17 protein-coding genes are annotated in these 22,658 nt (G+C 41.4%); 3 read left to right on the forward strand and 14 right to left on the reverse strand.

Going from position 1 to position 22,658, the window contains the following annotated elements; all coding sequences use genetic code 11:
* Positions 1 to 79: 79 nt before the first annotated feature.
* Positions 80 to 3,094: a CHAT domain-containing protein gene (locus IPM47_00900; protein ID QQS29539.1), complete on the reverse strand. Its 3,015-nt coding sequence runs from the start codon at positions 3,092 to 3,094 to the stop codon at positions 80 to 82.
* Between the two features lie 1,019 nt (positions 3,095 to 4,113).
* On the opposite strand from IPM47_00900, the gene IPM47_00905 reads away from it, so the two are divergent.
* Together IPM47_00905 and IPM47_00910 are read left to right on the forward strand one after the other, a co-directional pair.
* Complete coding sequence (locus IPM47_00905; GenBank protein ID QQS29540.1) at positions 4,114 to 4,416, forward strand: hypothetical protein; 303 nt, start codon at positions 4,114 to 4,116, stop codon at positions 4,414 to 4,416.
* Entirely contained in the window at positions 4,371 to 4,982 is a 612-nt protein-coding gene (locus tag IPM47_00910) for a nucleotidyl transferase AbiEii/AbiGii toxin family protein (GenBank protein ID QQS29541.1), read from the forward strand. The genes IPM47_00905 and IPM47_00910 overlap by 46 nt, the downstream gene beginning before the upstream one ends.
* Positions 4,983 to 5,282: 300 nt before the next feature.
* Here IPM47_00910 and IPM47_00915 read toward each other — a convergent pair whose 3' ends face one another.
* The 11 genes from IPM47_00915 to IPM47_00965 form a co-directional block, all read right to left on the reverse strand.
* Positions 5,283 to 5,543, reverse strand: coding sequence for a tetratricopeptide repeat protein (locus IPM47_00915; GenBank protein ID QQS29542.1), 261 nt, complete (start codon positions 5,541 to 5,543; stop codon positions 5,283 to 5,285).
* Between the two features lie 96 nt (positions 5,544 to 5,639).
* Positions 5,640 to 7,055, reverse strand: a complete 1,416-nt coding sequence (gene mnmE, locus IPM47_00920) for a tRNA uridine-5-carboxymethylaminomethyl(34) synthesis GTPase MnmE (protein ID QQS29543.1) — start codon at positions 7,053 to 7,055, stop codon at positions 5,640 to 5,642.
* A gap of 6 nt (positions 7,056 to 7,061) precedes the next feature.
* A complete protein-coding gene (locus IPM47_00925; GenBank protein QQS31357.1) occupies positions 7,062 to 7,436 on the reverse strand; it encodes a 6-phosphogluconate dehydrogenase in 375 nt (124 codons plus the stop codon).
* Positions 7,437 to 7,595: 159 nt separating this feature from the next.
* A complete protein-coding gene (locus IPM47_00930) occupies positions 7,596 to 8,207 on the reverse strand; it encodes a fumarylacetoacetate hydrolase family protein (GenBank protein QQS29544.1) in 612 nt (203 codons plus the stop codon).
* A 105-nt stretch (positions 8,208 to 8,312) separates the two neighbouring features.
* On the reverse strand, positions 8,313 to 9,293 hold the full coding sequence (locus IPM47_00935; GenBank protein ID QQS29545.1) for a phytanoyl-CoA dioxygenase family protein: 981 nt from the start codon (positions 9,291 to 9,293) through the stop codon (positions 8,313 to 8,315).
* A 9-nt stretch (positions 9,294 to 9,302) separates the two neighbouring features.
* Positions 9,303 to 10,307, reverse strand: a complete 1,005-nt coding sequence (locus tag IPM47_00940) for a phytanoyl-CoA dioxygenase family protein (protein ID QQS29546.1) — start codon at positions 10,305 to 10,307, stop codon at positions 9,303 to 9,305.
* A 6-nt stretch (positions 10,308 to 10,313) separates the two neighbouring features.
* Positions 10,314 to 12,530, reverse strand: a complete 2,217-nt coding sequence (locus tag IPM47_00945; protein ID QQS29547.1) for a phytanoyl-CoA dioxygenase family protein — start codon at positions 12,528 to 12,530, stop codon at positions 10,314 to 10,316.
* 24 nt (positions 12,531 to 12,554) lie between these two features.
* Entirely contained in the window at positions 12,555 to 13,364 is an 810-nt protein-coding gene (locus tag IPM47_00950) for an ABC transporter permease (GenBank protein QQS29548.1), read from the reverse strand.
* A gap of 35 nt (positions 13,365 to 13,399) precedes the next feature.
* Positions 13,400 to 13,876 carry a hypothetical protein gene (locus tag IPM47_00955; protein ID QQS29549.1) on the reverse strand — a complete coding sequence of 159 codons (477 nt, stop codon included), beginning with the start codon at positions 13,874 to 13,876 and terminating at the stop codon, positions 13,400 to 13,402.
* Between the two features lie 63 nt (positions 13,877 to 13,939).
* A complete protein-coding gene (locus IPM47_00960) occupies positions 13,940 to 15,199 on the reverse strand; it encodes a DUF1501 domain-containing protein (protein QQS29550.1) in 1,260 nt (419 codons plus the stop codon).
* Positions 15,200 to 15,253: 54 nt separating this feature from the next.
* Positions 15,254 to 16,954, reverse strand: a complete 1,701-nt coding sequence (locus IPM47_00965; GenBank protein QQS29551.1) for a DUF1800 domain-containing protein — start codon at positions 16,952 to 16,954, stop codon at positions 15,254 to 15,256.
* A 320-nt stretch (positions 16,955 to 17,274) separates the two neighbouring features.
* Here IPM47_00965 and IPM47_00970 point away from each other — a divergent pair, with 320 nt between their 5' ends.
* Entirely contained in the window at positions 17,275 to 17,802 is a 528-nt protein-coding gene (locus IPM47_00970; GenBank protein QQS29552.1) for a hypothetical protein, read from the forward strand.
* Positions 17,803 to 17,910: 108 nt separating this feature from the next.
* On the opposite strand, the gene IPM47_00975 is transcribed toward IPM47_00970, so the two are convergent.
* Positions 17,911 to 22,116, reverse strand: coding sequence for a T9SS type A sorting domain-containing protein (locus IPM47_00975; protein ID QQS29553.1), 4,206 nt, complete (start codon positions 22,114 to 22,116; stop codon positions 17,911 to 17,913).
* Positions 22,117 to 22,179: 63 nt separating this feature from the next.
* The gene (locus tag IPM47_00980; protein ID QQS29554.1) at positions 22,180 to 22,644 is read right to left on the reverse strand and encodes a hypothetical protein; all 465 of its coding nucleotides are present in this window, start codon (positions 22,642 to 22,644) and stop codon (positions 22,180 to 22,182) included.
* Positions 22,645 to 22,658 lie beyond the last annotated feature (14 nt).

Raw genomic sequence — 22,658 nt, forward strand, 5'->3', positions numbered from 1 at the left:
TAACTTTTTAGACACTTTTTGCCTTATTTTTAAGGCGTTAACATGTTCTTAAGCGACAACTAACTCATAACTAATCCCCCTATTTCCCCACCAACACATATCCCGCCCACTTCAACGGCATCAACCCCCGTTCGGCGAGTTGCAGTTTTGCGCTGTGCAGGGCTTCGGCGCAGGTTAAACCTGATAGCAATTGTTGAAAAAACACCGTAGTCAGTTCGCACGACTCCCTGTCGTACACCTTAAATAAAGTAAAGATCACATTTTTTGCGCCCGCATAGAGAAATCCGCGGTTGAGCGCCATCGTGCCTTCACCTTTGTTGATTTTTCCTAACCCCGACTCGCAACAACTTAACACCACCAATTCCGCTTGAAGAGGTAAGTTGTAGGCATCTCCCATATAGAAAATGCCCCTGCCGTCCTCTTCGTTGGGCGAAAAGATAATGCCCGTTTGTTCGGGATGCTCGTCGTCCATGTCGGCATGTGCGGCGATTAACAGGTAGCGATATCTTCCGGCCAATTGCTTAAAAGCGTCTAAGGTAGCCGATTGATGCAACAACACCCGCGAGGCATGGCCTTTTTCGGCAAAAGCGCGTCCGGCTTGTTGCACCTCCTTTTCGGTGTAGTGCAATTCGGCATACTCTTTTCCTTCTACCTTTCCCCTTGTTACCCCTTCCGACTCAGCGTATCGTGTCCTTCGGCTCACTTCTTCTAATTCAATGTCCAGATTCGCAAGCAATTCAACGTCTAACGATAAATCTATATCGTGCTCTTTGGCCGGTTGAATGTTGTCGTTGTAAACCGGAGCAAAGCCGAGGAAACTCGTTTCGCTTTCGGGCAAATGCGCATCCATCGTTTGCTGACCGAGCCAAAGGGTGGCGGAATAGTGGTAGCTGATGACGTATTGATGCAGGAGGTAATTGAGTTGGTTGTAAGGAGTGGCGGCAGAGGTTGATTGGGTGAGCAATGCCTCGAATGGGATGCGCGACAATATGCCGTCGGGAATGATAACCAACCGCCCGATGCCCTCTAACCAACCGTTTTGCTCCAAAGGTTGCAGTAAGATGCGGTACATATTGTGGGCGTAGGTGATGTAGTCCTCCTTACCGAAAGGCTCGAATGAAAAGAGCAGGTCATCTACCAAACCTTCGAAATCGTCCGGTATATTTTGCTGCAACCAATTAGCAGATTGGGAAGTGATGACGATGCTGTATAAATATTTGTCGCTCACCACATAACTAATCATCGCTGTTTGCGGAGAAAGCTTGGATTGAATTTGGGAAATATCGGCAACTTTGAGGTCGTATTTTAAATGATAATAGTGCGGATATTTTATTTCTAATTGTTCAATCAAAGCATCGTATTTGACTTTACAATCGAAATATGAATTTTGCCATCCGGTCAACATATCTTTATCTTGATTATCCTTATGCTTACTCTCTTCCTCTATGATGTTTTGCTCCAAATTGGTCAAGTCAATACGCAGCCAATATTCTTGCTCTTTCAATTCTAATGGAAGTTGACTATTCCCCCTTGCTTCAACATCTTTCATGCCAGCGAACAAAAGCATTCCTTTGCTTTTTTCTGATAAATAAAATGCTTTTTCAATGGGGGTGTCTAATAATCGGTAATTGAGCAATTGGTTATAAGAGACAACATTTTTTTGGTAAATATCTTGTCCATTACTTTGGAAATATTGCTCTGCCGACCAAACTGTTTCCAAACCTTTATCACACAAAAACTGCTTACTTTTCTCGGCCAATATCAGTTTACTACCTTCGAATTTAAAACTGTGTCTAAATTGATCTATCAGTTGGTCGGCACATTGAAAAAAAGCTAATGAAGCGGCTAAGTTTTTAGGATTAAGTGTTTGCTGATATTTTAAAAAGAATGCTGTGGCTTTATAAACTAAGATATCTAACAGTTCCAATATTCCATTGTAATCTTTAATTTCAGGCAACAGATATTCGTCAAAATCCGGTGTAATTAAGGCTAAGGCTTGCAGCGCTTTTTGCGAATATTGTAAAGCAAGATTAGCTTGGCAGTTTCTTTGATAATAAACTGCAAAACCTAAATAACTTACTGCCGTAGAATAGTTTTGTTCGCCATAAATTGCTAAATCTATTTCTAAAGCTTGTTTATAACAAGCTAAGGCTTGTTCTTCGTTTCCTTGTCGTTGATAACAATCTGCCAAATTTATGTAAATGCTACTTGTTTTTGGATGAAAACTTTCTGGTTGAGCAGAATAAATTGATATAGCTTGTTGCAAATAGTTAAAGGCTTGTTTGTAATTTCCAGTAATGATATACAATAGGCCTAAATTATTGCAACTAAATCCTAAATCTGTATGATCTTTTCCTAAAATTTTTAATCTAATGTTTAATGCTTTTTGAGTAAAATAGATTGCATTTTTATATTTTCTTAATGAATTATAACTAGCTCCTAAATTATTGTAAGTTAATGCTGTATCAGGATGTTGTTCTCCTAAAATGTTTAATTTAATAATTAAAGATTTCTGAAAATAAGCAATTGCTTTGGCATGATTGCCTTGTTCTTCGTATAAAATTCCCAAATTACTATAGCAGCCGGCAATATAAGGATGCATTTCGCCCAATGCTTGTAAAAAGATGATCAAAGCTTGTTCTGTAAATGCAATAGCTTTTTTAAAATCTCCAAAATTGTTGTAACATAAACCTAAATTATTATAGTTAACCCCTGTATCATAATGGTTTTTCTCTAAAACAACTAAACGTATGGCTAAGGATTGTTCATAATAGTTTATTGCTTGTTTAAGATTTCCTAAAATAAACTGACATGCACCCAAATTATTATAGCATTGAGCAGTTTCCGGGTGCTGTTCACCTAAAAGGGAAATACAAACTGTCAATATCTTTTCCGATTCTTTAAGAGCTTTATCTAATTGCCTGTCCCTCCACAAACTTTGACTATAGAGATTTAAGTGCTTTACATACGCTTCCCATGCTTCGTTTGCTTTAAATTGAGGGAGTATCTGTTCCAATACTATTATAGCATCGGAATATTTACCCTCTTTCATTAATACTTCAACCTGCTCTTCTTCGTTTGGAATAGAAAACATCTTTGACTTTTGTTTGTGTCCGGCAAAGTTAGACTTTTAAAAGTGAGTTTGAAATTTGATGTCAAGATTCTGCCTTCTTACCTTACTCTGTATCATCTTCTCTTTAGCATTTTGGGAATCATGAATAAAGCGATTTAATGTCGCTAAACCAATCATCTTCCAATTTATTTGTGGTCGTTGTATTTTGCAAGATTCTCTATTCCTATTTAAAACTCATACTTATCCCGACAGCATTAAGTTAACAAAGCGGAAGTTGTTGGCAATGCCGATGTAAAGCATGTACGAATTTTTAAAGACTTAATTACTTAGTTGCCTATAATGCACAAACATAATACCGTAGGTATTAAATATCGGTAACACACTCGAAACAAACATATAAAATGTCATAGACATTCAACCTATTTTAATGACTTTAGCGGTAAAGTTTTAGATATCTTCCCTCAATCACTGTTGAAACCTTACGGGATTCTTGGTTTGTGTTGATGATTTGATTCCGATATTGTATCTCTACGGGATATTCTTTCTCATATCAATACGATACAATCAAAACTATATATCCCTTCCCAACCTTCCATAAAAAGAAAAAGTGTTTCCTACAGTAAATACCCGTCTTTATAGGCTTGTTTTAATGCTGCTTATCAATAGGGTTATTTTCATTATCAAAAAGCTACAGCCCTGAAAACTCCCTTCAGGTTGGTTTGGATTGATGTGCATGTTGTCCACAGGTTGCACCTGTGGTTATTCGTATTGAGGCCTTTCGGGCTTGGCTTTTTTCTTTCTTTGAAGATGTTAGCTAATAGTGAAACAAGATTTTGGCAGGACGAAAACAGGGTATTGGGTTGATTTGCATTTTGTATAATGGGACAATTTACGATAAAGTAAACAAAGTATCAGATAGCCAATTAAGAAAATCCGCTACTTCTAAGGCTTAAACTAATTTCCTGATAATAGTCGCTAAAATCGTAGATTTGCATTTGTAATGTTAAGATTACTATACTACTATAACAAATAAATATCTGATGCCCCGAAAAACCCTACTTCCTCTTTCAGACTCATTATTTTGGGATGTAGATAAAAACTCGATTGATCCCGAAAAACATGCTGCTTTTATTGTAGAAAGAGTGATGCACTTAGGTACGTTAGATGATTTTTTTGCTATTAAAGCCTATTACGGTAAACCCAAACTCAAAAAAATAACCAAGCAGCTCCGTTATTTAGATGTCCGGGTACTTAATTTCTGTAGTGTCTATTTTAGAACTCCCTTAAATCAATTCAGATGCTACACAGAAAAGCAGTTGAACCAATCGCATTGGAGCTATTGAATAGCTTGATGAAAAATAATAGTCTGCAACAGTTTGTATTAGTGGGTGAAACCGCATTAGCTTTGCAAATCGGACATCGTAAATCCATAGACTTAGATTTGTTTACGATTGAAGATTTCGATTCACAAACTTTATTAGCCCTTCTTTTACTAGATTACAATGTAGAAGTAAGACAACAATTACCACAAACCATTATATGCAATATAAATAGTGTGAAAGTAGATTTTATACGGTTTCGTTACCCTTTTATAAGACCGGTTATAGAAATAGAGAATATTAGGTTGCTAAGCATAGAAGATATTGCTCCAATGAAGCTTGATGCTATTACCGGGCGTGGTAGTAAAAAAGACTTTTATGACCTTTACTTCTTGTTAGAATTGATTGACTTAAATAAAATCCTGGGATTGTATCAAGAAAAATATCCGCATCAAACACTATTTCATGTATTGCGAAGTCTTGTTTATTTTGATGATGCAGAAGAAAACCCAACTCCGCTTATTTTTGACAAAAGTGTAACTTGGAGCAGCGTGAAGAATAGAATTATTGATGCTGTTCGAAAAACCTAACCCATTATTCGCACATATCTTTTAAACACCCGATAAAATCTAATGGTATCTCTGTTCCCTTCCACCTCTAAAAAAATGAATAAAGGAACATTACAAGCTATCATTTAACTTGCTGAAATACGATCAAACAAAAGATAATTGATATGAAGCCGAAAATAAAACTTACCATTATCTAAGAAGATATTGGATATGCTATTTTTTTCAATTAACCATTTCAATATGTAATACATAGTTGCGTGAGCTATAAGATGTATAGGATATTGTTGTCAATAACAATAATCTTTAATTATTTCGTATGCTTCAAAAATTTCCTAATTCACCTGCTTTGCTCAAATCTAAGCAACCACTTCGTTTGTTGCCTAAAACAAATTTAAGAATTCTCCGGGCACAATATACTTCGCTAAATTTAGGATTTATCACAATCGCTTTGTTGTAATCTTGAATTGCCCCTTGATAATCTCCTAATTCAAACTTAGCATTTCCGTTTTGGAATTCAATTGTTTGGGAGTTGAGGCTTATACTTATTAAAATATATGCAAATAAAATAATTAGCTTTTTCATAAGAATTTATTTAATGATACAGATTTTTTTCGGAACGCTCATTTGACTGAGGTTTCTCTCAACATTGCGACATAATTACAAAAAAATTATTGCTACTTACTTTCCGATACAAAACTTACTAAAGATATTGCCCAACAAGTCGTCCGGGGTGATTTCTTCCCCCGTTATCTGAGCCAGATAATCCAGTGCTGTTCTGATATCGGCTGCCAACAGTTCGCCACTAATCTGTTGGTTGATTCCTTCTAAAACCTGAATCAATGCCTTTTTAGCACTTTGCAGAGCTTCTAAATGCCTCACATTACTCACAATAGTGCTTGTACCGCCTTCGGCTATTTGGTCAAAGCCGCCGGTAACTGATTGATACAAGGCTTCCTTTAGTTTGCCTATCCCCTCCCCTCGTTTTGCAGACAGGGCAATATAGTTATCGGGGAAAAAGCGGCTGATATAATCATATCCGTTCCCCACCTGTTCGTCCAGTTCATCTAATTTGTTGGCAATTATCAGAGTAGTGGCTCCATCGGGTTGAAGTTGTTGCAGGTCTTTTTCCACCTCGGCAGGAGAAAGTTGTGTAACATCAAACACGTACAGGAGTAAGGTAGCCTGAGCTATTTTTTGCATGGTTTTTTCAACTCCTATTTCTTCAATCCGGTCTTGTGCTTCGCGGATTCCGGCAGTATCTATGAGGCGGAAGGAAATGCCATTGATGTTCAGTATTTCTTCAATAGTATCGCGGGTAGTGCCTGCGATTTCGCTGACTATGGCGCGTTCTTCGTTCAGCAATGTGTTAAGCAGGGTGGATTTGCCTGCATTAGGACGACCGGCAATCACGGTAGTTACTCCACTTTTGATGACATTGCCTAATGCAAAAGAGTTGATGAGTTGGGTAAGTGTGGTAAGGAGTTGTTGCACTAAACCGACAAGTTGGGTGCGGTCGGCAAATTCCACATCTTCGGTGCTGAAATCTAACTCTAATTCTATCAGAGAAGCAAAGTTGATGAGTTGTTCGCGTAGCTGTTTAAGTTGATTTGAAAACCCGCCTCTCATTTGCCGGAGGGCTATATCGTGTGCGGCTTTGGTTTCTGATGCGATGAGGTCGGCCACTGCTTCTGCCTGACTGAGGTCTAACTTGCCATGCAAAAAAGCGCGCATGGTAAACTCTCCGGGCTTGGCAAGCCGTGCGCCTTTGCTCAAAAACAAGGTGAGCACCTGTTGTAAAATAAAAGGTGAACCATGACAACTCACTTCTACCGTATCTTCGGAAGTATAGGAGTGCGGCGCTTTAAAAAGGCTGACAAGCACTTCATCTATAATTTCCCCTTCATCGTTGACGATAGTCCCAAAATGGATGGTATGTGATGGTTGTTTTTGCAGGATTTTTCCCTTAAATGCCTCATCACAGATGGCAATAGCGCTGCTGCCGCTCATACGCAATACGCCTATTGCGCCTATTCCGGGTGGGGTAATGAGGGCAATGATGGTGTCGTTCAGGTCGGTTGCAGCGTAAAAGTTCATATTTATTTACTCAACCGTTTCTACCCGGTAAACGAAATACCTGGTTTCCCCTTGCCAAGGGAAGACCTTATATCGCTCTTTATAGTGAAGGGCAACTTTTTTACCTTCTTGTTTTTGAAGTTCGTAAAAAACAGTTTCGTTGGCTGCGGTAAAATTCCACACATTTTCTTCGCTCATATTCGCTACACCGCCTTGTCCCATACCGGCTAAGTTCAACTGTCCTTCGTAAGTTTTAAACACAACGCCTTTTTTAGATATTTTTACGAGATACCCGGCACGGCTGCCTTCACTAAGGGTCATCTGGGCAAAAAAGTAATAGCCGATTGCTGCTACAACACTGATGACCAAAGCGTAAATCAACAGGCGTTTGAAAAAGCGCATAGTCTTTTGTGCGCCGCTTTGCACAGAGGTTTTTACGTTGTCGGTAAATTCAGACATGATACATCAGAGGTTAAATGGTGGTTTAATCGTGTTATGAATACAAAGTTCGCAAATTATTATAAAAACGTGGCGGTAAGTCTCAAAGTTGAAAAGCTGTGGTTACAATACCTTGCAATCGAGCAGTTTATGTCCTCCTATAAATCCTTCCAGGTGATCGCCGGTCTGTACCCTCCCTACCCCTTCAGGAGTTCCAGTAAAAATATAGTCTCCTTTATGGAGAGTAAAAAAGGATGAGACGTAGCTGATAATTTTATCGAAAGAGAATAACAGGTCTGCGGTATTTCCTGCCTGAACGATTTGTCCGTTTTTGAGTAATGAAAACTCAATATTGTTGACCGGTGGAAGGTTTTTGAGTGCTATAAAATGCCCGACTGGAGCTGAGCCGTCAAATCCTTTTGCAATTTCCCAGGGGTGACCTTTGGTTTTTAACCGCGATTGAAGGTCGCGGGCGGTAAAGTCAATACCTATGGTAACATGGTCATAGTATTTGTGGGCAAATTTTTCGGCGATATGCTTCCCGTGTTTAGCAATACGAACCACAATTTCTGCTTCGTGGTGTATGTCTGAAGAGAAATCGGGATGAAAGAATGGAGCACCATCTTTGAGTACTGCCGTGGGAGGTTTACAAAAAACAATAGGCTCATCCGGTACTATATTGCCCAGTTCTTTGGCATGTTCGGCATAGTTACGCCCTATGCAAAAAATTTTCATCAAAATAAATATGTTAGGTTTGAGTGGTGATTAATTAATGTTTGAGATAACAAATTGATGTAATAATAGGTTGAAGTTCAAGTCCTTAAACTTCTTGCTTCCATATTATGCTTCCGTTGTCTGAAACAACGATTTTATCCGGTATGCCAATTGATTCAACTTTGCCATTCCCGTTGCCGGAAAAAAAGATTTTTGAAGTGCGCCTGTTTTAAAATCGAATTCGCTAAAGGAGTGTTTATTAGTCAGCCTGTTTGCCAAAGAGTCAAATTCTGTCTCACTGACTTTATTATGCGAATAATTGATGTGTCCGATCGTAGTGCCCTCTTCAGGACGGGCAAAGATATTTTCCCGGAAGTATAGGAATTTTTCCAGAAAATCGTCCTGCTGACTGATGATCTCCAAAGAATCATCGGTTTGACCGGGTTCTTTATGATATACTCTGATTTCGGCATCGCGGTGTGTCAGACAAGTATCAGCCACTACCCTTTCTGTGCCGGATTTGTTATCGGGCGAATAATGAATGATAGAGGAGTTGAAAATCACCGCATCACCCCGCTTTACTGAAATGGGCATTAAATGGGTCAGTACATGCGGAAAGATGTCCTGATATGGGTAAGGAATGGCGGGAATGCGAATGTTGTTAAAAAACCGGTGACTGCCCGGAATGAGGTAAAGTGTACCATTTTCTACATTCACATCCACCATGGGACACCATACATTGACCGGGGTAAAGCGCGATTCATCAACAAGAGTCGTATCCTGATGAATCTCCAAACGGCTGTTTCCTCCCGGAATTTTAAGAATAAAATTTGCCCCGATGAATTTATAGTCCTTAAACATCTTCTCTAAAGAAGGCTTGAAGATATTGGGGATTTCCTGCTTCAACCTTTGCCGGTAGTCAATATTGGACGAAAAGGTGCTGGCATAAAACCCGTACTTGTTGATTTCGTCAGTAGGGCGATATTCGGCATACAGGTTTTCTAATGCCTGCAATTGTTGTCCGGTCAGAAATGATTTGACAACAAAATATCCGTCTTTGTCCATTATTTTTTCGAGACGTTCGTCTTTGATGATGTTGTTTGTCATAGCATTTGTTTATTGTTTTAGCCAACTAATAACCCGGTTTAATATCGAGTTAGAAGATGTGGCACTATGCGTCTGATGATTTGATTCAAAAGGATGTTTGTCGGTGTGTTGGTAACTGTAGTCGAAAATATGTTGAAGCAAGGGGTTGTAAACATGAGGGAACAGCGATTGTATTTGTTGGTTGACTTGTTCCCATGTCAGTTGTTTGGGGTTGTAAGGTAACCGGTTGACGGCTTTATAACCATCGGGGCCGGAATTGTTGCGGTACAAATCCAGGAGCTTGGCATTACTGAATCTGTAAAAAAAAGTATCGTCAATTTCGTATTGCTCAATTTCCTGAAATTTGGGATGGAGGTAGTAATGATAAAGGGTAGCCTCTGCGGGAATAATTTCAGCACCTACAGCAATGCGGGGTTGCGGGTTTAGATTTGGAGGAGAGCCGTGAATCAGTCTATTGTCCATCATCAAAGCTTGCCCTGCTTTCATGTCCAATATTTTCAGGTAAGGAAAAATCCGGGCGGCACAATCTTCAAAAGGAACTTTAAAAATGGGCAATGGCGTTGCCCTTATGCCTTTATATAACTTGTGGCTGCCTTCAATCACACCAATGGCACCGTTTTGTATGCCGACATCTTTCAGTGGAATCCAGATTGTGGCGGAAAAAGTTTGTTCAGTTTCGTTGGTAAACGACCAATCCTGATGCGGGGTAACCAACCCCTGTCGGTTTTCATCCTTGACTAAAAACCGGCCTGAAATCAACCTGAAACCGGTAAAGAAATTCGTCAGATTTTGGTTCAGAATCTTTAAAACTTTGTTATTGATTTGCCTGACGAACTCAGGGTCATGATTATCTAAACTGACATGAAAACCATAACCGGTTTTATGAGTATGGTGGAGTGCATGGTAAAAATTCCATAACTCCTCTGTTTCAGGTTGGCTCAACAGATCAATTAACAAATAACCCTTTTCCCTGAATGATTCCGATAAATGGGGCTGTAAAAATATTCCGTTCATTCGGCTTTATATTTTAGTGCGCCTTCGCCAGAAAAATCTCAAAACTGACCACGACAACCGCAACAACAAGGTTCCTGCTATGGAATAGGCCGCACTTTTCAATACTTTTGACCCTTTTATACGATGAAAAAGTTCTGAAGCCATATTTGCCGGAGTATAAACTTCCGGATTTTCTTGTGCACGACTGACTTTATGGATTACCTCCGCAACAATTCGTTTGGGAGTATAAATTTCATACCATTCCTCACTTTTTTCAGGAAGCGGGGCTGCCTGAGTAGCAGCACCCGACGAGGGTTCGGGTTTTGAGTGATAGGGTATCGTCCCTCCGGAAATGTCGTAGCCAAACAGCACTGCCATTTTATTTGCCAATGACCAGTTAAACGTATTTCCCGACAGGGTGATTTTTTTTACCAGTTCATCTGCACTGAGTTCGGGAGTTTTTAAGGGCACTTCGGCAATTTTTTCCCAACCTTCTTCTGCCAGAGAAATGCCCTGTTCATACATGGTTTTCAGGCGGGCGTTATTGTACACCGGAAAAAAACTTTCATCAACTTTGTAAATTCCGACAGTAGGATTTTTTTTAACCGGTTCCATATAACAATGAATGAGTTGAGCGTCTTCATGGGTCAGCCCTATTCCCGCAGCAATTCGCGGTTTTTCTGACACATTGGGAGGAGAAGCATGTATTGTTCGGTTATTAAACACCAACGCCTGCCCTGCTTTTAGCTCGATCACCTGTAAATAAGGGAATACGGTGAACACATGCGCATCAAAAGGGGCTTTAAAAATGGGTGCCGGAGAAGGGCGGGGATGGTTAAAATACCGGTGACTACCCGAAATAACGCCCAATGCGCCGTTTTCAACATTCACATCCACCAAAGGTGTCCAGACTGTGGCTGAAAAAAACTGAGATTCATCTACAAAAGTCCAGTCCTGATGAGGAGGAACAATCCCTTGTTTACCCGGTTCTTTAACCACATAACTACCGGTAAACAATTTATAGTTTTTGAAAAACCGGTTAGCATTTGCGCCCATCACTTCCGTAAGTTTGGTGATGATGTTTTGTGTAAAACTTTGGTCGTTGCTGTCCAGACTGACATAAAAACCATGTTTAGGCTTGGATTCTGAGTCATGGGTATGGTAGAAAGCGAGCAAGTCGTTTACCTCGTCTTCTGAAAGCAGATCTATGACCACCCAACCGTTTTCGTCAAAATGTTTTTGTTGTTCGGAACTGATAAAAATAGAGTGCATATTGTGATTGATTGTTAAGCCCTTTGAAAGAGAAGGTTGAGGTGTGTGTAGCGCTTTTGCCGATTCTAAAACAGGTGGCAATTCGACCTCTGTAACCACCCCATCATAGCGAGGCATAAAAAAACGCTCGTCAAACTCAGTCCGGTCAATAAACCGGCCGGAAAATTTTAATGTGCCGATTGTTTTAACCTGCTCCGGTATTTTCCATGGGTTAAAACTTATAAAAAAATCCCGGTCAACTTCCCAAATTTTCACCTCGCTTTTGCCGGGTTCCAGGTCATAATGGTAATGAATCGCTTCCGCTTCTTCGGGAATCATGATTAATTGAATGGCGAGGCGCAAATCATGGGTTCGGTTGATGTCGGAATAATGCACAATGCTGTCGTCGAGGATCACCGCCTGCCCTGCCTGCACATTCATCGGGGTTAAGTAGTTTTTGATGATGTCGCCTTTGATTTCATCCAACTCCCAGGGAACTAACGGCCCCCTGATTTGCCCAAAACGCTTATGACTGCCGTTTACCATTTGCAAAGTGCCATTCTGCTCATTACTGTCCACCAAAGGCACCCAGACCGAAACAGAAGTAAACCGGCTTTCATCTACAAATGCCCAGTTTTGGTGCAATGGCACTTCGCCGTCATTTTCAGATTTAAATATAAAGTTGGCAATGATGGGTTTATAGCCCTCTAAATATTGGTCTGTACACGATTTAAAGGCATTGGTGATAAGGTCAAATACGGTTTTCTTATAGTCAATGCTTTTATCAATAAAGGTGAAATCATAAGTTATCCGCTCTTTGACATCCACAGTTGTTACTTCTTCTCCGGTAATATTGCCTCCTTTCAGGGGCAGCGTATCAAAATAAGCCTGACGCAACAGGGCAACTTCCTCAGCCGACAGAAACGGTAAAATTACATATCCGGACTGATCAAACCGGTTTTGCAGTTCGTTTTGTCTGAAAACATTGCGCATAAATCTGGTATTTTAATGGTTGAATTAAAGTGAATTGATAAAGGTTGGTTCTTTCTGTTTGAATAAGTAAAAACCCAAACCCAATAAAACAAAGGTTATCAGATAAACCGGCAGAAACCCCATATCCAACTTGCCTTCCTGAAGCACACACCACCGGTACCCTTCAATAACTCCGGCCATCGGATTGAAGTACAACAAAAACCGGTAGTGTTCCGGGATGATGGATACCGGGTAAAAAACCGGGGTTATCCAAATTCCAAAGTTAAGCAAATAAGGCAAAGCCTGATAATAATCCCGGTGTTTAATCGCTACAATGTTCATCAAAAGGGCGATTGCAGTACCTGTACTCAGGTTGATGAGGATAAAAACAGGCAACAATAAAAGGGAAGCATGTAAACCATTGCCTAATACCACAGTTCCCAACAACAGGATGGCAAAACCGATTGCAAAATCGAGCAATCCGGTCAGAATTTGGGTTATCACCAGCGTTAATTTTGGAAAACTGAGTCGTTTGACCAGATCCTGATTATAAATGATGGCAGAACTGCCCTGATTGCTTAGATGAGAAAACAAATTCCAGCCTAATAATCCGCAGAAAGCAAACAAAGCATAAGGTGCCCGCCCCGAATAAATACCCAATAGCCGGTCAAAAAGCAAAACAAAAATGGCCAAATTGATTAAGGGTTGTAAAACAAGCCACAAACTCCCCAAAAATGTTTGTGCATACCTGATTTTAAATGCTCGCCCTACCAGAGTGAGGATAAACTCCCTGTACTGAAACAGATATTTCAGATAAGCAGTCAAAGGCATTGGCCGACCGGAATGAATTTCCAACGGAAGCTCGTTTTTTGGTGAAAAGTTAAAATTGATTACATCTTGGGTTGATAGGCGGAAGGGTCTTTTAATGGCGTAATGGTAAATCTGACAGATGTGGTATCACCGGGTTTCTGCCGGACTATATCTGCTGTTCCGTCTGTTTTAAAAGTTCCCATAAATTTCTCGACAACATTTCCGTTTTTGTCATATTGGTTCATTTCGCCTGTTGTGTCCGAGGTCAGATCTCCGGCAATAGCGGTTTCTTTTCCGTCGTCTGTATAGTAGTAAAAGGCTCTGATGCTTTTTTGTTTCATCACAATTTTTAGCATCATTTCTCTGTCGTTGGGTTTACCGGTAAAAAAATATTCCCCATCAAAAGTTTTCGGTTTATTTTGAGTAGTGTCAGGGGTAGCGGTCTTGTCTTTGCTGTCATCTGCCTTTTCAATGGTACAGGATGAATTTATGCCGGCTAAAAATAAAATCACCAGAAAGAGCACACTTGTAAAAAAATGAGATTTAAGATTTTGCATAGAATTTTTAAGTTTAAAGGTGAAATTAGGGAAATGATGAAAAGAGGGCTTCCCGTAGCAAAGCTAAACTTTTTTCACGATAGGCAAGGTGTTAAACGATTGGTTAAAAATTCGGGGAATATCTCCTGCACTAACCCCCAACCAGTTTACCAAAACGGATGCATAGACTTCTCTGAAATCGTATTGCATGGAAACTCCTTCCTGCGGCGCAATTTCATTTTGTATTACCGGATTGTTCCCGATAATTTGATGTTGTAAATTCGTACCAAACACAAACAAGGGAGCAGCAGCTCCATGATCGGTTCCAAGTGCTTCGTTAGAGCGGATCTGTCGGCCAAACTCAGAATAGGTCATCCCCAAAACCCGATGGTCTAAGCCCAGTAAACCTAAATCTTTCTGGAAGGCAAAAATGGCATCTGATAAAGTTTTAAGCAGCACTGCATGAGTACCGGAATCGGTTTCGCCTTTCTGTACCTGATGAGCATGTGTGTCAAAACCTGCAAGAGTCAAAACATAGACTTTAGTAGGCAGTCCTCCTGAAATCAATCTGGCTGCGATTTTAAGTTGTTGTGCCAGTTCGTTGTTTTCAGGGTAAATCGCTTTATTTCTGCCAAGTTTTACTGCTTTTTCGACTACCTTGACATACGCATTGGTCTGCACAATTCCGGTTCTTAAAAAAGCGAGTTCTTCGGAATAAGCGGGGTGCAGGGTTTCTGCAAAGGTAGGTTCGCTCAGGTTGCTGAGATTGGAGAGGCTGCTCAAAGTAAACCCGAAATTGGCATTTAACCCCTGACAGGTTTCCGACACCATATTGCCCAAACTGATTGCCAAAGGAGCGGGAAAATCGGGGTTTGGATAATAAACCGGAAAACCGGAATGTTTTTTTTCCAGATACCGCGCCAGCCAACCTGTATCCCAAAATTTATCAGAAGGCGAGCCGGAGTTCCAGATATCAAGCGAACGGAAATGGGAGCGATTCTGATTGGGATAGCCAACATTCTGCACGATGCAAAGTTGCTGTTCTTCAAACAATGTTTGTAAACCATTCAGGTTTGGATGTAGCGACAAGGTATCCGTCAGACATAAAAGGCGGTCTTCTGAAATCAGAATATTAGGGCGGGCTTGCTTCAACTGTCTATAACTGCCCAAAGGTATGACTGTGTTCAATCCATCGTTGCCACCATTGAGTTGTATGAAGATTAGGATATGGTCGTTTTCGATTTTTCCCTTAGAAAATTCCGGTTCCGGCTGCCCAAATACCGGCGTAAACTGCAACCCTGCAATTCCGGTTGAGGTCAGACTAAGGAATTTTCTTCTTTTCATATCAAAAATGCAAACTAAAGGTTTAACGAATAATTTCAGGTATTAGGTCAACAGTTAAAGCAGGTAAAATTCCGGCATTTTTAGCATAGTGGAAATAAGTGAAAGCAGCCTTTTGGTCAGCAAACTGGAAGTTTCGCTCCAATCAGATTTCTGATTCAGATAAGCTAAACAGTTTTTGGTCCATTCATCATCGGGCAATCCGCCTAATAAAATTTCCTTGAGATTACTGTGTTGAAGCGCGGTTAATGGATGCACAAAAAGCAGCCCCGAGAGTTGGGCAATCAACTTGTTTGGGTCTGATGGATTTTCTAATTTATTCATTAGAAAAAGTGGATTTAGTTTTACCTTTTCCCAGCCTTCCGGCATACCTTTCATGCCATTTTGCTGAGTCAGTTCATCAGTATATCGGGTTCTGTATTGCAAGGTAGAAGCATTGATCCAGTTGCGGTAAAACTGCGGTGCCTGATAATAGGCCTTCCAACCGGCAACACCCGGCGGTTTAAATAGCTCCATTTGCATTAAAGCCCCTAATTTATATAAATAATGGCAAAAATGATAGCGGCTGATGAAGTTGTCCGGCATCTTAACTTCCAACTGCCTGAGTGCGCCTATTATAAACTCCAACGGATTTTTGATTTTAGGTGCATCTTTCATGCGGTCAAAAAAATGCCTGCTACACAGCAAACGCATTAAAACCGGCTTGATTTCAAAATTTTCACGGCGCAATTGCTCCGCTAAAGGAACAATAATTTTTTCTTCGATCGTATCATCAATGGCATGATGAACGAACCAACGATAAAGTTTGCGGCAGATATGAAGTGCCGTCGCTTCCTGCTCAAATATCAAGTCTATGACAAAGGCATATTCGTCTTTTCCCATCTGCGGAATCTTAGAGTTGCCAAAACGATGTGAAAGTTGTTTTTCTCCTTTATCGTGTGCATGTTCATTAAATACGGCTTCAATTTTTTCATTTGCATCAAAAGTATAAAACCCTCTGTCTTCCCACCCTGTCATGGCGCGTGCAATTTCCAACACATCTTTTTCGGTAAAAGTGCTATAATCGTCCTGAGCTGCCGGAAAACCTTTTCCTACGGTAAACAACTCCAGCAATTCACGGGCATAGTTTTCATTGGGAGCAATTGCTGAATTGTCGCGACCGTTCAAAAACCGCAACATAGCAGGGTCTGTCGTTACTTTCTTAACTAATTCTTTAAAATTGCCCCAGGCATAAGTTCTGAGCAATGTGATGTGGATATACTCCTGCTTATGTTCGATGATGTCTGAAACGCCAAAATGATTGTGCCAGAACAAGGTCAATTGTTCGCGAATTGACATGCCTTCTCCCCATAATTGTTCAATCATCCACGCTCTGATACTTTTTTTTCGATATTGTTCAAAAAATACCTCTTTCAAATAAGGGGCTTCCACCCAGGTTTTACCAATCGGGACATTGGGATCTTCCGTAAAAAAATAGTTTAGGGGTGGGTTGGGCAATGGCAATTCATCAAACAAATGTTCAATCGTACTTTTCAGTCCTGTTTTTACCGATTGTAATATCTGTTGATGTGTGGCTCCAAAAGTAGTCCTCCTGAGCAAGTAAGACGCAAGGGTTTCTGTCCATTCTCCCGAATAAGGCTCTAAACTCCCTTCACTTGTTTTTGAGGGATTTATGTCTAAGGTCAGGTTTTTGCAGGCCTGCCCTCCTGATACCGAACTCAGTAAAAGCAATGAAGTAACAAAATCGCGCCTGTTCATTTCACCAATTTAAGTCCTGTCTGCAGGATTGTCCAAACGCCTCGCCTCCAACCGGCTACAACGTCATAAGGAATGACAAGATAGCTATAAAGTTTGCATATTCATTTTGACCTTAAAGAATTGCGTTGCAAATTGTAAAAATCAGGCATACTACAAAACTATTTTGTGGCGCACCTAAATTAGTCTTTGGCACTATAAAACGAACCTTTAGGTTGCAGAGATACCTTAATCCCTTGATCTGTTTAATCCAATAAAAGTATCGAAAGTACCTGTTAATAACGGTCTTTAACCTTAGTAATTTCCAACCACGACTTTGCTACTTGCGCCTTTGGGATTGGAAAAATACTATTTCAGTTGATAATGCTCTATTTTCAGTTGATAATGCTCTATTTTCGGTTGATAATGCTCCATTTCCAGTTGATAATGAAGCATTTCCAGTTGATAATGAAGCATTTCCAGTTGATAATGAAGCATTTCCAGTTGATAATGCTCCGTTTCCAGTTGATAATGAACCATTTCCAGTTGATAATGAACCATTTCCAGTTGATAATGAACCATTTCCAGTTGATAATGAACCATTTCCAGTTGATAATGCTCCATTTCCAGTTGATAATGCTCCGTTTCCAGTTGATAATGAAGCATTTCCAGTTGATAATGAACCATTTCCAGTTGATAATGAAGCATTTCCAGTTGATAATGAAGCATTTCCAGTTGATAATGAGCCATTTTCGGTTGATAATGAGCCATTTTCGGTTGATAATGAACCATTTTCGGTTGATAATGAACCGGTTCCGGTTGGAAAAGAACCGGTTCAGCCTTTGAAAAAACAATTTAGCGGTTTTCTTTAGTGAGCTGATAAACAAAAAAAACGGCAATCATTCCTGTTGAGAATAATTGCCGTTTTTGGATACCGGTTTTACAACCTAAAGCTTATAAAACCAATATGAAGAAAACAATTAGTGAAGCACTGACAATTTAAACTGTTGTGCAAATCCGTTTTCTCCGGTTAAGGTAACCATATAAAGTCCATTGGGCAAATGAGATGCATCAAAAGGAACGGTATAAAGTTCTCCGGCTTCAGCAACTCCATCATACAATTGTGCGATTTGTTTGCCGTCAATGCTGTGAACCATTACTGATGCTTTGGCAGTTTCATTCATCATGAACTCAATGGTGGTAAGTTGGTTTACAGGGTTGGGATAGGCAGTCAGAGATTGACCTTCTGCCAATTTTCCGCGTCCACGATTTTCTTTCGGAACCCAGAACCAGCCAAAGGTTTCTTCACCGCTACAGTCAGTAACTACTACAATATACCAGCCTGAAGGCAATCCGGTGATAGTGGCACTATTTGGAGGAGTACCCACCCAGTTGGAAGGACCTGACCATGCATAACTGTAGCCTGGGCAAACGGGAGTACCGCCTGCCACAGTCAAGGCAATTGCACCGGTGGCAGTGCCATTATCGGCAGTAATAAGTGCATTGGCAATGCTCAAGATAGGCGAACCGGCAGCATTGGTAAACACCTGAGTTTCACCACAGCCGAATGCGTCGTCTAAAGTAAGTGTCCAAATGGCAGATGCCTGATAGGTAACATCAATAGTAGCTCCCGGAGAATCTGCCGAGCCGTTGTTGTCGGTATCAACCAAACTATAAACAATGGTGTAGCTGGCAAATCCACCGGTAACACTAAAGCTTACATCATAAGGCAGGGTTCCGCCGGCTACAACTATTTGATAAACGCTATAAAAAGTTCCGCCCGATCCGTCAACGATGACTTCAGCAGAAACGATTTGTAAGGCCGGAGGCTCGGTAATGGTTACGGTTTTTGTACAAATACATCCGTTGACATCAGTAACAGTTACCGTATAAGTACCGGCAACCAAACCGGAGATGTTGGCACTTGTTGCACCATTGCTCCAGCTATAGCTATAAGGTCCTACTCCGCCTGAAGCGGTAGCGCTTGCGGTGCCTGTCGCATCGCCGTTGCAGTTTACATTGGTAGAAGTAGCGTTGCAATTTAATGCCGGCGGTTGGGTAATATTGACCAAACTGACCAAAGAACATCCCTGAGCATTCGTAACCGTAACGAAATAGCTACCTGCCGATAAACCGGAAGCAGTTGCACCTGTAGCACCGGTACTCCAACTGTAGGTATGACCTGTGCCGCCAACAGGAATAACTGTTGCAGAACCATTGCTACCTCCAAAACAACTCACGTTGGTGGTGTTAAAGGTAACCGTAATTTTAGCAACATGAACCGTAAAGGAGCAAGTAGAAGTTGCGCCGATATTATCGGTAGCTGTATAAGTAACCGTAGTGAAGCCGTTGGGGAAGAACCCACCCGAAGTATGAGAACCTGTTACAGTTGGTGTACTGCAATCGTCTGTAGCTGTCGGGGCTATCCATGTGGCAGTATTTGCACAGGTGGTTATATTTGCCGGGCAGGCGGTAAGAACAGGAGGATTGTTTGCTTCTGCAATCACCGTAATTGTTGAAGTTCCGGTCGTAGTGTTATACCCGTCCATCTGAACGTAATATGTTGTACCGGGAGTTACACAAACATTATTGATTGAGGAGGCAAAACCGGGATTAAAGTCGTCGTTGGCTGCAAGCAAAGTTGCACCTCCTGATAACACATCTGAGCAGGATGCTGCTGAATACAATGCTAATTGGTTGTCAAAACCGGTAGAAGAAATGGTTACTTTACCCGTTGCAGGACCGACAAGTGTAAACCAAACAGAGTGGCTGATGGTACTATTGCACCAACCCGTTTGTGTGCTACATCCTGTAGCCGGAGGCACAGGTTCGCCGGCTTCTGTAGTTGCACCGGTATTATAATAAGGCGGGTTTGCACCCAAAACCAAAGGTATTGCTGAACATACATTGTCATTTGCAGGGGGCGGAAGGCAGGTAACATTCAGGGTAAATGCACCTGTATTGGTAGAGAATCCTGTAACTAATACATAGTATGTAGTGCCAAGTGTGGCAGTAAAGGTGAGCTGTGACTGTAATCCACAGAAATCATCATTGCCGGCTACACAAACCAAAGCACCACAAGTACCTGAAAAAACGCCTATTTTTGTATCATAACCGCTACCGCACAAACTTAGTGTTACTAAACCACTCGCGCCTGTAAGATTATACCAAACACCCGGTGCGGTTGTTAAAGTCGTTGTACAGGTTCCGGCGGAAGGGTCTGTTGTTTGGCCAACCGTGCTTCCTGTATAAGTGCCTCCACAAGATATGGGCAAAGCACCTGCACAAACATCAAAGGTGGGTGCGGTACATGCCACACTTCTAATCCGGCAAGTAGCCTGATCGCCACATGCGGTATTCAAATGGGTATAAAAGCGGACGACACCTGTGAATGTAGCTGACCAGGTTGCTGAACCAAATCCGATAGCATAACTGATTGTGCCAGCTGCATCGCTGATGGTGATAAAGTCGGTTGCTACAGAACTGCTAAATGTGTAATTGTTGCCATTGACCACATTCACATTTGAATATTCGCTGGCATAACCACAGGTAGTGATGGATTGAGCGGTTCCTGTACAGGTCGGGGTAAAGGTAATTGACGGGTAAGGACTGGTATAAAAATTCGTAAAACAAGGAGCCGGTGCTGTGCAAGCTACTGCACGGACGGTACAACCTGTCATTGCGCCGCAGGTTGGTGGGCCTGCAGTATGTGTATAAAAGCGAACAACTCCGGTTATATTGGCTGCCCAGGTTACAGGTGTAACGCCACTTGCCAAAACGGTAGTTCCTCCTGCATCGCTGATGGTAATAAAGTAGGTGCCTACCGAACTGCTGAACGTGTAGTTATTACCACTAACAACATTGACATTGGAATACTCGCTCGCATAAGCACAAGTGGTAATGGTTTGAGTACCGCTGCCGCAGGTAGGAGTAAAAGTAGTACTTGGGTATGGGCTTGAATAGGTGTTGTTTAAACAACCGGGTATGGGTACACTACAGGCCACACTTTTAGTCCGGCAAACTGATTCAGCACCACAAGCGCTGTTGGTATGTGTATAGAACCGGATGACTCCGGTAGTATTGGCAGTCCAGGTTACCGGAGTAGTACCGGCAGCTAGAACCGTTGTTCCGGCAGCATCGCCTATGGTAATATAATCTGTTACTACTGAACTGGAAAATGTGTAAATATTGCCACTAATCACATTGACATTAGAATATTCACTTCCATATCCACAGGTTGTTATGGCTTGAGCTCCACTGCCACAAGTTGGGGTAAAAGTAGCGGAGGGAAATAGCCCGTTTACTGCCGTTAAACAACCGGGAATGGCTGTAGTACAAGCCACACTTTTAACCCGGCAAACCCCCGCAGCATCACAAGCACTACTGACGTGTGTATAAAAGCGGGCAACTCCGGTATAGGTGGCAACCCAGTTGACCGGGGAAGTGCCGGCAACATACGAAACAGTTCCTGCAGCATCGCTGATGGTAATAAAATCGGTTGCTACCGAACTGGAAAAAGTATAAGAGTTACCGCTGACAACATTCACATTTGAATATTCACTGGCGAAACCGCAGGTTGTGATGGTTTGTGCGCCGCTGCCACAAGTAGGGGTAAAAGTAGTGGAGGGGTAAAGCCCGTAAGCAGCCGTTAAACAACCGCTTGGAGGCGGAGCAGTTATAGAAAATACTGCACCGGCAGCACACGGAGAGGGCGGTGAAGGCCATGAATCAAAGACGACATAATATTCTGTTCCGGCAGTTACGCCTACTGTTGAAGATATATTTCCTACGCCGGTATTTGTTGTTACAGCAACTGCACAAATGCCACCGGCACCCGGACATCCATTGAACAGCCAAATAGAACACCAAGTTTGTGTGGTATTCAAGGAAATGGTAATGGTTCCAGTTGAAGTTGGTGTAAATTTGTACATAGCTTCAGTTCCTCCGAGGTAAGAAGTTGAACCGGTTCCACTTACTACTGCTCCGGCACATTGAATGCCATTTGCAGCGATTACATCATTTGCTGCCCCGCACACCAAAGTCTGATTTGTAACCGGTAAGACCACAGTAGATGCTGCTGCACAGGTTGTAGCATTTGCTTCTTGTTGAATAAAGCCAAAACAGCTTAATAAGACAATCAATACAAGTGCAGAAACGCACTTTAAGGTTGGATAAAATTTTAACATATTTTGGAAATTTTTAGTGATAAAGCAATATTTGTTTGATAATTTTATTTAAGATTAGAGCCTCTATTTCACCACCTTATAAAGTTCGGGGTGTGCGTCAATATGGTCGCGTTTTGCCTGAGGCATTTGGATATACTCCGAGTAAGGGATTTCTTGTATTTGAGAGGTTTGAGGTGTGGCAGGTTGTGCCGTGCTTTGAGTTGCAGGAACCGTTTGATTAGCTGCCGGATTTCCGGCATTCATGCTTTCTACCCATGCCCGGTATCCTTCGGGATCGTTGTTATACAAATTTTCTTTTGCCTGTGAATAGTTTTGTTCATCTACCTCAGGATTTCCTGTCGGTGTATAACCGGGTAAATTTGACTTAGGGTCAACTTGTTTGCTGTCTTCAGCCATTGTAGCTCGCCTTTCCTCTCCACTTTTTTGTTGAGTTGAAGTTTGGCTCTTGTCCGCCGCTTTCTTATTACAGGCGTTAAAACTAAAAACAGTAAAGGTCAGGATAAGAAGTAAAATTAAAGAGCTGCGCATTTTTTAATTTTAAT

The organism is Sphingobacteriales bacterium (assembly GCA_016700115.1).
Taxonomy (GTDB): Bacteria; Bacteroidota; Bacteroidia; order Chitinophagales; family UBA2359; genus UBA2359.